Origin of the sequence: Paraburkholderia aspalathi (assembly GCF_905220735.1) — a bacterium.
GTDB lineage: Bacteria > Pseudomonadota > Gammaproteobacteria > Burkholderiales > Burkholderiaceae > Paraburkholderia > Paraburkholderia aspalathi.
In genome coordinates, this window is the sequence record NZ_CAJNBA010000004.1 from 269,984 (window position 1) to 283,357 (window position 13,374).

At 60.5% G+C, this 13,374-nt stretch carries 12 protein-coding genes; 5 read left to right on the forward strand and 7 right to left on the reverse strand.

What is annotated here, in order from left to right:
• Window positions 1–16: 16 nt before the first annotated feature.
• Together KHO30_RS23985 and KHO30_RS23990 are read right to left on the reverse strand one after the other, a co-directional pair.
• Entirely contained in the window at window positions 17–724 is a 708-nt protein-coding gene (locus KHO30_RS23985; RefSeq protein ID WP_093641216.1) for a response regulator, read from the reverse strand.
• A complete protein-coding gene (locus tag KHO30_RS23990) occupies window positions 721–2,385 on the reverse strand; it encodes an ATP-binding protein (RefSeq protein WP_093641213.1) in 1,665 nt (554 codons plus the stop codon). Before KHO30_RS23990 ends, KHO30_RS23985 begins: the two co-directional genes overlap by 4 nt.
• Window positions 2,386–2,639: 254 nt before the next feature.
• On the opposite strand from KHO30_RS23990, the gene KHO30_RS39325 reads away from it, so the two are divergent.
• Window positions 2,640–3,002, forward strand: coding sequence for a DUF2866 domain-containing protein (locus tag KHO30_RS39325; RefSeq protein WP_234486647.1), 363 nt, complete (start codon window positions 2,640–2,642; stop codon window positions 3,000–3,002).
• A 108-nt stretch (window positions 3,003–3,110) separates the two neighbouring features.
• Window positions 3,111–3,464 (forward strand): hypothetical protein, encoded by a 354-nt coding sequence (locus KHO30_RS24000; RefSeq protein ID WP_143131763.1) that lies wholly within the window; start codon window positions 3,111–3,113, stop codon window positions 3,462–3,464.
• A 107-nt stretch (window positions 3,465–3,571) separates the two neighbouring features.
• Here the strand turns inward: KHO30_RS24000 and KHO30_RS24005 are convergent, their stop codons facing one another.
• A complete protein-coding gene (locus KHO30_RS24005; protein WP_093641208.1) occupies window positions 3,572–4,270 on the reverse strand; it encodes a winged helix-turn-helix domain-containing protein in 699 nt (232 codons plus the stop codon).
• Window positions 4,271–4,626: 356 nt separating this feature from the next.
• Entirely contained in the window at window positions 4,627–6,936 is a 2,310-nt protein-coding gene (gene bamA, locus KHO30_RS24010) for an outer membrane protein assembly factor BamA (protein WP_211702558.1), read from the reverse strand.
• 335 nt (window positions 6,937–7,271) lie between these two features.
• Between bamA and KHO30_RS24015 the strand changes: the two genes are divergently transcribed.
• The 3 genes from KHO30_RS24015 to KHO30_RS24025 all read left to right on the forward strand — a co-directional run bounded on the left by KHO30_RS24015 (window position 7,272) and on the right by KHO30_RS24025 (window position 10,277).
• A complete protein-coding gene (locus tag KHO30_RS24015) occupies window positions 7,272–7,451 on the forward strand; it encodes a hypothetical protein (protein ID WP_093641205.1) in 180 nt (59 codons plus the stop codon).
• The gene (locus tag KHO30_RS24020) at window positions 7,444–7,845 is read left to right on the forward strand and encodes a hypothetical protein (RefSeq protein WP_093641202.1); all 402 of its coding nucleotides are present in this window, start codon (window positions 7,444–7,446) and stop codon (window positions 7,843–7,845) included. Before KHO30_RS24015 ends, KHO30_RS24020 begins: the two co-directional genes overlap by 8 nt.
• 146 nt (window positions 7,846–7,991) lie before the next feature.
• Entirely contained in the window at window positions 7,992–10,277 is a 2,286-nt protein-coding gene (locus KHO30_RS24025) for an LPS-assembly protein LptD (RefSeq protein WP_211702559.1), read from the forward strand.
• Window positions 10,278–10,289: 12 nt separating this feature from the next.
• Here KHO30_RS24025 and KHO30_RS24030 read toward each other — a convergent pair whose 3' ends face one another.
• The 3 genes from KHO30_RS24030 to KHO30_RS24040 all read right to left on the reverse strand — a co-directional run bounded on the left by KHO30_RS24030 (window position 10,290) and on the right by KHO30_RS24040 (window position 13,370).
• Window positions 10,290–10,787, reverse strand: coding sequence for an Lrp/AsnC family transcriptional regulator (locus KHO30_RS24030; RefSeq protein ID WP_054039304.1), 498 nt, complete (start codon window positions 10,785–10,787; stop codon window positions 10,290–10,292).
• Between the two features lie 53 nt (window positions 10,788–10,840).
• Entirely contained in the window at window positions 10,841–12,238 is a 1,398-nt protein-coding gene (locus KHO30_RS24035) for an aspartate aminotransferase family protein (RefSeq protein ID WP_211702560.1), read from the reverse strand.
• Window positions 12,239–12,443: 205 nt separating this feature from the next.
• Window positions 12,444–13,370, reverse strand: coding sequence for a 2-hydroxyacid dehydrogenase (locus tag KHO30_RS24040; RefSeq protein WP_211702561.1), 927 nt, complete (start codon window positions 13,368–13,370; stop codon window positions 12,444–12,446).
• Window positions 13,371–13,374 lie beyond the last annotated feature (4 nt).

Sequence of the window (13,374 nt, forward strand, 5' to 3'; positions counted from 1 at the left end):
TCGAAAACGGCCAGCGTCAGATTTCCAGCCGGTAACCCACGCCATACACGGACGCGATAGGCTCGCTGTCCGGCCGCGCGCCTTGCAGCTTGCGGCGCAGGTTCTTGATATGGCTGTCGATGGTGCGGTCGGTGACCACCCGGTGATCGTCGTAGAGATGACTCAGCAGGTAGTCGCGGGAAAAAATGCGTCCCGGCGATTTCATCAGCAGCGCGAGGAGCCGCAATTCAAGCGGGGTGAGCTTGAGTTCCTTACCGTCGAGTAAGGCGTGATGAAACTGCTCGTCGACCTGGAGACCCTGTGAACCCGGTTGCCCCTGTGGCAAGCCGTCCGCAGCCGCCGCAGCAGGCGTTGCACGGCGCAGGATCGCCTTGACGCGCGCCACCACTTCGCGCGGACTGAACGGTTTGCAGACGTAGTCGTCGGCACCGATCTCAAGACCCAGCAGACGATCGATTTCGTCGATGCGCGCAGTCAGGATAATCACGGGCAACGCCGAAAATTGCCGTAGCTCGCGGCAGATATCCATGCCGCTGCGGCCGGGCAGCATGAGGTCGAGCAGCATCAGCGCCGGTGGCGTTGAGCGAATGAAGGGCATCACTTGATGACCATCGTTGAGGATCGTGGTGACGAAGCCCTCGAGCTGCAAATACGCTTCGAGCACGGCGGCGAGCTTGGGTTCATCCTCGACGATCAGGATGTGCGAAGGGCGCCCTTCGGTCATGTTGTCACGTCTCCTTCCGATGGAAAGCGGGCAGTGATCCAGACGCCGCCCATAGGCGAGGCCTTGGCGCCGATCGTGCCGCCATGCGCCGTCACGATAGCGTGGCACAGTGAGAGGCCCAAGCCCGCACCGCCGTTCTGACGGCTGCGTGATTCGTCCACGCGATAGAAGCGGTCGAACAGGTGCGCGAGCGCGGTTTCGGGCACACCGGGCAGGGAGTCCTGTACGTCGAGTTGCCAACCGCCGGCGCTTTGCGAAAGCGACACGCGCACCTGGCCGTCCGGATCGGTATAACGCAACGAATTCTGCAACAGGTTTTTCAACAGCTGTACGAAGCGCGCGGGATCGACCGCGAAGGTCGTATCCGCAATGTCCGGCATGCAGGTCAGGTCGAGCTCGATCCGTTTCGCCTTGAACGACTCCCGCATGGCCTCGATCGAAGCCCGCGCCAGTTGCCCGACATGGGTCGGCGTCTTGCGATAGCTGAGTGCGCCGACATCGCTCAGCGACAGCTCGTACAGATCTTCGATGAGCTTGTTGAGCATGTTCACTTCGGTTTGCAGCGAAGTGAGCGAATCGCGGTTGAACACATGCACGCCGTCTTCGATGGCTTCCAGCTCGCCGCGGAGCACGGCGAGCGGCGTGCGCAGCTCGTGTGAAATATCCGCGATGAAATCGCGCCGGGAGCGCTCGGTTTTTTGCAGCGAATCGGCTAATACGTTGAAGTCGCCCGCCAGCCGGCCAAGCTCGTCGCGTCTGCCGGCCGGCACCCGGGCCGTGTAGTCCCCGCCGGCCAGGCGGTGGGTCGCATTCATCAAGCGCTTTACCGGTGCGAGCACGATACGCGCGAGGACCAGAGCGACTAGCGCCGCGAGCACGATCGCCACGCCCGCAATCTCCCAGGTCGCGCGCTTCTGCTGCGCCTGAAAGGCGATGTCGGCCGCGTCCGAAAGGGTGTCGGGCCCGTTCACGGCAAGCCAGCCGACCACCTTGCCGGCGTAGACGACGGGGCGCATCGTGCTGCCGGGCGGGGGCGGCTGGCCGGTGCTCGCCACGAGTTCATGGCGGGCGTCGTACAGTGTGACGGGCGGCCCCTCGGGCGGCGTGTCACGGGTCACACTGTCATGCGACGGGGGCGAGACGGGAGACGACGCCAAAGCGACTGAAGGGGGCGGCCGGTCATAGCGACTGTCGCCGCCTACGACACCGCTTGCCGACACACGGTCGCGCTCCATCGCGATGTCGGGACCGGACGGTGGCGCCGGTGGCAGGCGCATGCCCCAGTGCGGCCCTTCAGACGGGCCGGAGAGCGGCCCAAGCAACTGCTGTACGCTGCCGCTCCCGGGAAAGGTTCGCCAGCCCGGCAGCTTGCCCGTCTGCGCTGTGGCGAGCTCTTCGCGCAAGGCGTCGTGCGCGGCGCCGTCCAGCAGCGCGAGCCATGCCTCGGGATGCTCCCGCAGGAAATTCCAGTTGCCGTGAGCGGAGTATTCGCTCGTCACCTTCGCCATGACGGCTTTGATGCGCCCGGCGTTGCGTTCCCGAACATAGTGCAGGAAGCCGTTTTCGAAGCTCACGCGCAAGGCGTAGCCCATCGTCAGGGAAATCGCCAGACAGGCGATTAAAACGGCGAGAAACATTTTCCAGGTAATGCCAAAGCGCATCTTCGTTCGCTGCTGCCGCGCGCGCGAGAGAAAGGTCCCTAAAGGGCGGCTTGGACGAATTCGGATAGTTTCACTTTGCATGGCTGAATTCTAGATGAATGCTACGTCAATCCACACTTGCCGACGAATCTCCACAACTTCTCCATCCTTTCTTCGTTGTCTCTGCGTGTTGTCTGGATATGATGGTATGGCACTTTTACCGTGGTCTCAAAGAGGCCATGTCCGGTGATCAGATCCGTCAGTGGAGCAATCTCATGCAAGTCTCCTCACCTGTGAACCGTGCCGAGTCGCGCGGTTTCCGGCCCGGCCGAAAGACAGCAACAGCTGCCGCTACGCGCGGCACCGCTGAAAACGGCGCTAACGCACCACTCGCCACCGATGTCATGAAGATACGCGGCTGCCGCGTGTCCGCACCGCTCATGCAGCCATGGGGCGAGTGCTGCCGGATCGTCGAATGGATCAACCGCAACGGTGAGTACTCTTGCGTTGCCGTGCCAGGCGCCGCGACCGTGGCCGAGATTCGGGAACGCGTGCGGATGCATCGCAACGGTCAACGCCACACGCTGGCGGACGACCCTTCTGCACCTGCGGGACGCGGGCGTCTGCGGCGCGGTTGAGTGCTGCATAACCTCGTTGCTGCGTGTAATTCAGGCCGGTAGAAAGGGATTGTAATTGAGTCAAAAAAACTTCGTTATCCTACGGCTGTCTGACTTTAAAGATCAACTTTGAACACGTCCATTATGCGCATCATTATTGTCGTCCTGGTCGTGGTATCGATTTGCTGCGCTCCGATTCGCCATGGTTTGCGCCAGGAGAGTATTAATGCTCTCGCACTTGGGAATCACAGTGTTTCTGCCGGCGTTGTTGATGAGCTGAATAGCTGCGCGCCACGGCCACACTATGCCTCAGGGTTCAGGCCAATCGTTCCGGCAGACTTCCATTACGGATTCGGTGGCCTGCTGGCAGCGACCAGTGACCTGTATTCCGACTATGTGGGCTATGCCGACATCATCGACGTGATCGATGCCGCGATGACGGGGCCTATCATGCAGCTCGCGTTAGAAGAAGGTCAAAAGTAACGCAGTATGGCGGCAAGCACGCAACGTGTCGTGCTATGCCGTTCGCTTTCGCCCGCCTCAAGTAAGGCTTGTTACTCGAATTATTCGAACTATCCAATCTATTCGATCTATTCAAGCGACGGTACGAACATATAGCCTCGTCCGCGCAAGGTCTGAATGAACCTGGGATTGCCCGGGTCTGTCTCAATCACGCCGCGCAAGCGGCAGACCGCAACATCCAGACTGGCCTTCTGGCTCTCCGCTCTTCCTAGCTGGCTGTTGACCATCGAACGCGTCAGGATTCGCATCGGATTGCTTGCGAACAGCTTGAGCAACGCAAACTGGCCGGAGCGCAGCGAGATTTCGCAGCCGTCCTTGAGCAGACGCCGCGTAGCGAAGTCGATCTGGTAGTCGCCGAACAACACCTTCTCACGAATTTCCGGCGCGTCGCAAAGCGAGCGGTTGCAGCGTTGCACGGCGCGTTTGATTCTGGCGGTCAATTCGTATGGATCGATCGGGTCGACGATATAGTCGTCCGCACCCAATTCGAAGGCGACGATTTTGTCGACGATCTCATCAGAGGTGCTTTGCACGAAGATGGGCATGTCGTAGCCGGCTAGCCGCAGCTGCCGGAGCGCCTCGCGCGCCTCGCTCATCGGCGACTCGGCGCGCAATAGAATCGCTGACGGACACTCCAGTTCCACCCGGCTGACAAGCTGAGCCGCGCTATACAGCACCGAGAGTGCGATCTGGTTCTTGTGAAGATGAAAGCGCAACTGATCCCGAATGGTTTGATCGGGTTCGACTACAAGAAGGCTGATCGTCATAAATCTGCGTTACCTCCCAACCGGAATCGACGGTTGCAGCCCGTGCGATGTTCACGTTCAGCCAATTCAACCATCTGCTGCTTTGGAGCGACCTATCGAACTCAGAAAGCGGACCGGACACGGTCGCGCTGATGATGAGCGAATGATAGATAGCAACGTTGGAGCAACGATGGTGAAAATAAGGAGACTTTGTGAACTTGGGGCGGGAGGGCGCAGATGCGGTGCTTTGAGCGGGCACCGAACCGGGTCATACCGGTTGGGCGTCTCTGCGCGGCTGAAAGCGTGTGGGAATGATGCAGATAACGCCCGCGGTCTTCAAAGCATGACTGCGGGCGTTGCAAAGCAGAATGACGTGTTCAGAACGATGTGCCGATTTGAAACTGGAATACCTGGTACTTGTCGGTGGAGTGTCTGATCAGCGGGAAACCCAGCGACAGCTTGAGCGGGCCAATCGGCGAAATCCACTCAAGACCCGCGCCGTAGCTATACCGCAGGCCGTTGGCGCCATTGCTGTTGCCTTCTGTGCCCCAGACATTGCCCGCATCCATGAAGGTGAAGACGCGCAGCGTGCGGTCCCAGCCGCTGCCCGGCAGCGGGAAGGTCATCTCGATGTTGGCCACGACCATGCGCGAGCCGCCGATCGGGTCGCCGGTCGTCTTGTCGGTCGGGCCGAGCGAGCCCGATTCGTAGCCGCGTACCGAGCCGATACCGCCCGCGTAGTAATTCTTGAAGATCGGATAGGCTTTTCCGGCGAAGCCGTTGCCGTAGCCACCTTGAAAATTCAAGCCGAGAATGTAACCGCGTGAGAACGAGTAGTAATACTGCGCCTGCACATCGGTCTTGTAGTACTCGGTGTTGCCAGCCGGTGTGCCCACTTCACCATTGGCCTGGAAGAAATAGCCGCGGCTTGGCACCAGTGCGCTGTCGCGGTTATCCCGAGCCCAGGCCGCGGTGAGCGGCACGTTGTTCACCACGCTGCCGAATTCGGCTACGTAGTCCTTGTAGCTCTGCGGTGTCGACGAATCAATGGACAGTCGGTTCTGTTCGAGGCCGGCGCCGAAGTAAACGGTATCGGATTCGGAGAACGGAATGCCGAACTTCAGGTCCGCGCCCACGGTGATGATCCGGAAACTCGTGTCGGTGTAGTAGTAAAGCGGATAGGAGGTGCGGTAGTACACGTCGGTGATCCGCTTGATGCCGTCCACCGTGAAATACGGGTCGGTTTGCGTTACGGTTAGGGTGCGGTAGGTCTTCGCGGTGTTCACGTTCACGGCGAGGCTGGTGCCGGAACCGAACACGTTGTCCTGCGAAATCCCGGCCGACAACACCACTTTGTCCGTGGACGAGAAGCCCGCGCCCAGGGTAATCGCGCCGGTCGGCTTTTCGCTCACCTTGACGTCCACATCGACCTGGTCGGGCGAGCCTTCCACCGGCACCGTGGTGACGTCGACATCGGTGAAGTAGCCGAGACGGTTGACGCGGTCTTTCGACAGCGAGAGTCGGTTCGAATCGAACCACGAACTTTCGAGCTGACGCATTTCGCGGCGCACCACCTCATCACGCGTACGGGTGTTGCCGACCACGTTGATGTGACGTACGTACACGCGGCGGCTCGGGTCCACTTGCAGCGTCAGGTCGACCTTGTGGTGTTCCTGATCGATCTGCGGCAGCGCATTGACAGTGGCAAACGCGTAACCGTATTCGCCGAGCCTATCGACGATCGCCTTGGTAGTGGCTTGTAATTTTTCAGCGGAGAAACGCTCGCCGGGTTTGATATTGACCAGCTTCTTCAGCTCGGCTTCGCGATCGAGCAGATTGCCGGCGAGCTTGATCGACGAAACCGTGTACGGCTCGCCTTCGTGCAGCGTGACCGTCAGGTACATCTCCTTCTTGTCCGGCGAAAGCGATACCTGGGTCGACTCGAAGTTGAACTCCAGATAGCCGCGATTCAGGTAGTACGTGCGGATGCGCTCCAGGTCGCCGGTCAGCTTGTCTTTCGCGTACAGGTCGTTCTTCGTGTACCACGAGAACCAGTTCGGCGTGGACATCTGCATTTCGTCGCGCAACGTGTCCGTGCTGAAAACGTTGTTGCCGATGAAGTTGATCTGGCGGATCTTCGCGTTCGGCCCTTCTGCGACCGAGAACAGTATCGCGACCCGGTTGCGGTCGATCGGCGTGATCGTGGTGGTCACTTCGGCGGCATAGTAGCCACGCGTCAGGTACTGGCGTTTCAACTCCTGCTCGGATTTATCGACTAGCGCCTTGTCGTAGTAGCGGCCTTGCGAGAGTCCGACCGCACCGAGTGCCTTGGTCAGATTTTCCTTGTCGAACTCGTGAATGCCGGCGAAGTCGATCGTGCCGACCGCGGGGCGCTCCTGAACGTGAACGATGACGACATTGCCTTCGGTCGAAATCTTGACGTCATTGAAGAAGCCCGTGGCGTACAGCGCGCGAATCGATTCCGAAGCCTTATCGTCGTCAAACGTGGCGCCCTGCTTGATGGGCAGGTAGGCAAACACGGTACCGGGTTCGACGCGCTTCAAGCCCTCGATCCGGATGTCCTGCACCACGAACGGCTGCGCTGCGTGGGCTGCCCCGCTTGTCAGCGCGACGCCGACGAGCGAGAGTGCGCCGGCGATACGGCTCGTTAAAACTTGAAGATTCATCTTGGGTTTTCAGTCCTGATGCAGCGCGCGGAGCGCAGACGGGAGCGCTCGAAGGCAAGCGACGCATTCGAAACGACGTTCCATGACACTGGAAAGCGCGAAGTATAGGGACGCGTTTTCTGCCGATCGTTACTGAAAACTTTCCGACCATTCCGGCCGCCAGGGTGCGCAGCGTGCACCCGCGCAGGCTGACGCCGATTGGAGCGCGAGCTTCGAAATAATGCGTTACAGACTCAAAAGAAGCGTAGTCCGCGCGTAACCTGGCGGCGACTTTGCACTGCTATTGTCAAATTGTCGATTCCGCTACCTGCGTAACGCGATCTGGAGAAGTGGTCATGATTGAATTTTTTTCACCGGCGGTTCTTGCTGCTGTCTTGCGCGTGAGTTCCTCACCGATCTATTCAGTCCATCTTGCGATGGCATCGGTGCGCACGCTTCGCGCCGTGCCCGGCGACACGGTGAGTGAGGCGGCAGGCCGCTACGAGGTTACAGGGGAGGGCGCGCGTCATGTCTGACCCGTCGACCTTCGTGCTGAATTCGATCACCGATATGCAGTTGACGGCGGACGGTCAATATCTGCTGATTCACGGCAATCAACCCACGGCGGCGCTGCACCGTTCGGTGCTCAACGATCTGCTGGTGGCGTTGCCGAACGCCATAGAGCACGCCGACCGCGTGATTCATAACAATCAGGACATGGGCTTCGCGCTGCACTGCCAGGGTTGGGAAGTCGGCCGGCTGAACGGCATGGAAATGGTGGTGATCCGGTTCCGTCTGTCCGGTAGCGCAGGGCTGTCGTTTTCGTTGCCTGCGGAGCAGATTCCCTATCTGCTTCAGGCGCTGGGCGGCGCTGCGAGCGGGGCAGGCACGCCAGCGGACCCCCGCGCCAAGGACGTCACACTTCAATAGCGCCGTGTGTATTCGCTGCTGTTCATCCTGACGCAAGTCAGGGCTTCCGTTCGCCTTGATGCGTCTGTCATCCTTTCCGATCCTTATCTGTTTTGATACTACGCGGTGTATTTCGACGCCTACGCTTAAGGCCTCTCGTTTCTTTCGTGCTGGGTACGGCTGGATGCATGCCGCTTGCCGGGCACGCGCAATTAGTCGGTGCGTCTGCGATTCCGGAACCGCTTGACGGCGTCTGGGGTCTGCGGCTCGATCCGCAACTGACCGAGCAACCCCTGCGGCCGGGCGACAAACCCGTTACCGCGGCCATTGCCGATTCGGTGACCGCGACCACCGACACGGACGTTTCGCTAAAAGGTCACGCGCAACTGCGGCGTTACGCATCGATCGTTAAAGGCGATGCGCTGCACTACGACGTCGATACCGACAAGGTCGACGCGTACGGACAAGTGCGACTCGTCGACAACGGCAATGTGTTCGATGGCCCGGACGCGCATTTCTACGTCGAAGCGAATGAAGGCTACATGAGCGTGCCGAAGTACCGGTTTCATCTGACGGGAGGGTGGGGCAGCGCTCAACGCGTCGATCTGGTCGATAGCGAGCGCACGGTCGTTCATCACGGTACGTACAGCACTTGCCAATGCGAATCCGATCCCGCGTGGTATCTGAAGGCCTCCGAATTCGACATCGACAGCGGCGGCGATGAGGGAATCGCACACAACGGTGTGCTTTTTTTCCAGGGCGTGCCGTTGCTGGCGAGCCCGTGGCTATCGTTTCCCTTGTCCGGTGCCCGGCGCAGTGGTCTCCTGCCGCCGACGTTCTCGATCAGTTCGACCAACGGTGTCGACGTTGCGTTGCCGTATTACTTCAACCTCGCGCCGAACTACGATTTAACTCTGACGCCTCGCATCATGTCGAAGCGAGGCGAGATGTTGACGGCGGACTATCGTTATCTGGATCCGAACGATTCGGGGACGATCTCGGTCGCGTGGCTGCCACACGATGCGATCACCAACACCGACCGTTACTCGATCGCGCTGAAACAGAACTGGAACTTCGGCTCAGGCTTCGGCGCCTACGTCAATTACAACCGGGTGTCGGACTCGACAGTGGTCACCGATCTTGCGTCGGGTGTTGCGTTTCCGACGGGCTCCACCACGCTGTATCAGCAGGAAGCGGGTTTGACTTACTCAAACGGGCCGTGGAGTGTTCTGGCTCGCGAGCAACGGTGGCAGGCCTTTACCAGCGACTCGACCTATAACCGCGAACCGCAGGTTAATGTTAAGTACGCGCGTTATAACGTGGGGGGGTTCGACTTCGGCGCCGAAGCGGATGCGACGCGCTTCACGATTTCGTCGGCCGATGCAACGCAAGGCAGCCGCTTCGTTTTCAACCCTTACATCAGCTATCCGATCGAGCGTCCAGGCTGGTTCATCACGCCGAAGCTCGCATGGCATTTCGCCGCCTATGACCTGACGACGATCGGATCGGATGCGCCCGCCGGGCAGCCCAAGACGTTTAACGTCAACGTGCCGACCTTCACCCTCGATTCGGGTATGCGCTTCGAGCGAAGCGTGCGGCTCTTCGGGCAGTCGTATATCCAGACCCTCGAACCGCGGCTGTTCTATGTGTACACGCCTTACCGCAACCAGGCATACGCGCCGCTGTTCGATACGGCGACGGCCGATTTCGGGCTGGCGGAACTGTTCATGCCCAACAGCTTCGTCGGCAATGACCGGGTGTCCGATGCCAACCGCGTTACGGCAGCGCTGACGACGCGCTTCATTGATGCGACGAACGGCGATGAGCGGTCCCGTTTCGTCCTTGCAGAGCAGTACGACTTTCGTACGCCCCGCGTGACGCTCAACACAGACGATGCGATTGGCACCGTGGCGCGCACGAGTGTGATTGTCGGCGCGTCGTACAAGCTGGGGGCGGGTTTTTCAGCGGAACAGGCCGTGGAGTACAGCCAGGCCAACCACTATCTGACGAATGCGGAAGCCGGCTTTGGCTGGTCGCCGGCTTCACGGGAGGTGTTGAATGTCGCGTATCGCTATACGCGCGCCAACACCACGCTCGATTATCAACCGGTCAATCAGTTCATCGTGTCCGAGCAATGGCCGTTAATGCACAACGTTGTGAGCGTGGCGCGCGTCAATTACGACATGAGCGCCCACCGGCTGATCGCGGGCCTGCTGGGACTTCAATACGATGCGGATTGCTGGTCGCTCGGCGTGGCGTTCGAGAAATACACCAACGCCACCAGCTCGACCACGTCGCCCAGCACCGGCACGCGTGTGTTGATGCAACTTCAGCTCAAAGGCTTTTCGCAGGTCGATAACGGTCTGCTCAATCAGTTTCGCGCGAATGTGCCAGGCTATACACCGGCGACAACGGAAACCGAACCGACATCCCGGTTTAGCGATTATCCGTAAGGGGCTGCTGGACTAGTTGTGGTTCTGCGAGAACAGCGTTTCGAGCGGATAGTGACTCTTCACGAACGGCGACTTGATGATCACGTAGCTGAAGTACTTCTCGATGCCGATATCGCGTTCCAGCAGACCCTCGATGATGCTTTGGTAGTGGCTCACGCTGCGAGTGACAAACTTCAGCAGGTAATCGTAGCCGCCACTCGCCAGATGGCACTCCACGATTTCGTCGACGTCTTTGATCGCGTTCACGAACTTGATGAAGTCTTCCCGCCGATGATCGGCGAGCGTGACTTCGGTAAACACGATCTGCACGTCGCCGAGCTTTTCGAGCTGGATCTGTGCGCCGTAACCGATGATGTAGCCGGCCTTCTCCAGACGCTTGACCCGGATCAGGCAAGGACTGGGCGAAAGGCCGACCGCGTCGGCAAGCTCGACGTTGGTTATGCGGCCTTTCTTCTGCAACTGGGAAAGTATGCGCAGGTCAATCCGGTCCAGCTTGCTGTCGCTGCTCATCGTAACGTTATCGCTCCGGCGATGGGTGAAAGGGTCTCGAAGGGCCCTCTACTCTAGCACGCAGTGGCATGAATTTTGACCTTCAGCGCGGCCCGGACATCGGCTTGCGCCAGAACGTCGTCGAGGGTTTTTTCGAGGCGTTCGAACAGCAGATCGAACTCGGCCTCGGTGTACGAGAGCGCCGGCGCAAAGCCGAGAATATTGTCGCCGAACGCGCGGAAAATCAGGCGGTTTTCATACGCCGCCGCGGCGATCCGTTCGGACAGTTTCAGCGCAGGATCGAATCCGGTCTTGCTGTCTTTGTCCGATACCAGTTCGAGTGCGCCGAGCAGGCCGCGATGGCGCGAGTCGCCCACCAGCGGGTGCGCGAGCAGCGCGTCGAGGCCGCGGGCGAAACGCGGGCCGCGTGCCACGCCGTTCGCGAGCAGGCCGCCTTCGTGATAGAGGCGCAGCACTTCGAGGCCGATCGCCGCGCTGACCGGATGTGCCGAATACGTATGGCCGTGGCCGACGATCGCTTCAGCGTCGCCATCGGCGATACCTTGATAGATTTCATCAGACATCAGCACGGCGCCCATCGGCGCATAGCCGGAGGTCAAACCCTTTGCCACCGTCATCAGGTCCGGTTCGACGTTCTCGCCCTGGCACGCGAACAGCGGACCTGTGCGGCCAAAACCGGTGATGACTTCATCGGCGACGAACAGAATGCCGAGCTTACGGCAGCTTTCGCGCATCGCTTTCAACCAGCCGACCGGCGGCACGATCACGCCGCCCGAGCCCTGGATCGGTTCGCAGAAGAAGGCTGCGACATTGTCTGCGCCGAGTTCGGCCACCTTGGCTTCGAGCGCGGCCACCGAGGCGGCGATCAACGCGGCGTCGTCGGCGAAATCGTTGCGGTACGCGTAAGGCGACGGCAGATGATGCTGGTTCGGCAGCGGCAGATCGAAATTGCGGTGGAAGGCGGGCAAGGCGGTCAGCCCCGCGCCCATCGTCGACGAGCCGTGGTAGCCGCGTTGCAGCGCGATGATGTGTTTCTTCGACGGCCGGCCGGTCGCATTGAAGTAGTGCGTGATGAAACGGATGGCCGAATCGACTGCATCGGAGCCGCCGAGCGTGAAGTACACGTGTTGCAGCGAAGCGGGCGACACTTCCACCAGTTTTTGCGCCAGTTCGATCGCCGGGGCCGAGCCGAAATGGAAATAGCTGGTCGCGTAGGGCAGTTTCTTCATCTGCTCGGTGGCGACGTCGACAATGCTTTGCTGGCCGTAGCCCACATTCACGCACCACAGGCCGGAGAAGGCGTCGAGTAGTTCGTTGCCGGCCGCGTCGCGCAGGAACGCGCCGCTGGCGGACTCGAGGACGGTGACGCCGCGGGCTTCGTGCACGCGGTAGTTGATAACCGGGTGAATCAGATGCTTGCGGTCGGCTTCAATGAGCGAATGGATCGGCATGATGGGTTCTCGTCGCGGGAAAGGGCTGTTGACCGTTCCATACTACTGACCCAGGGCAATCGCCTGCTCACCTAAACAAATGCCTGAAAAGCGCGTCCGACGCGTTTTGACGTGTGACCTCAGCATTTTCTGCTGCGGACGCTGAAAAGCCGCGACGGGCGGGCGTTTCATTCAGCGCCGCGGCGCCGCGCTCAGTGTCCCGGAGTCAGTATCCCTGGGTCCGGTCAATCTGACCGAGCATCGGCAGGCCTTCGCGATGGCGGCGCAGATTCTCGAGCACCACGTCGACGGCGCTCTCGGGCCGTGTCGAGCTGGCGATATGGGGCGTGAGACGCACACGTGGATGCGTCCACAACGGATGACCGGCGGGTAGCGGCTCGGGATTGGTGACGTCGAGAATGGCGTTGTGCAACTGGCCGCTGTCCAGCGCTGCCAGCAGATCGGGCTGATTCAGATGCGGACCGCGCCCCGTTTGAATCAGCGACGCGCCGCGCGGCAGCTTCGCGAACAATTCAGCATCGAGCAGGCCGCGTGTGGCGGGCGTGAGCGGCAACAGGCAGATCAGAATGTCGGTGCGGGCGAGAAACGCATCTAGTGCGCCTTCGCCTGCATAACAATCGACGCCTTCGATCTCGCGCGGCGAACGGCTCCAACCCGCGCAGGTGAAGCCGAACAGCCGCAGCTTTTCCAGCACCGCCGTGCCCAGCACGCCGAGTCCCAGCACGCCAATGCGGCGAGCGCTGGCCGGCCGGGCGGGCAGTTCACGCCAGATCTGCTGTTGTTGCTGATGGCCATAATCGAACAGATCGCGATGAATCGTCAGCACGGCTTGCGTGACGTACTCGACCATCCCTTCAATAATGCCGGGCTCGATCATCCGTACCACCGGGATATGCGCCGGCACGCCCGACAGGTCGAACTGGTCGATGCCCGCGCCGACCGAGAACACGATTTCGAGGTTCGGGAAGGTGCGGGTGGGATCTTCCGGCGGTTGCCAGGCGGCGAGGTAGCGGATTGCGTCCGGGTCGCCGAGATCGGGCCAGACGTGGAACGGCAGGTTCGGTGCTTTCTGCGCGAAAAGTTTGGCCCATTGCGCACCACGCGCCGGGTCGGCTTTATAAAGGAAGGCCATGGTG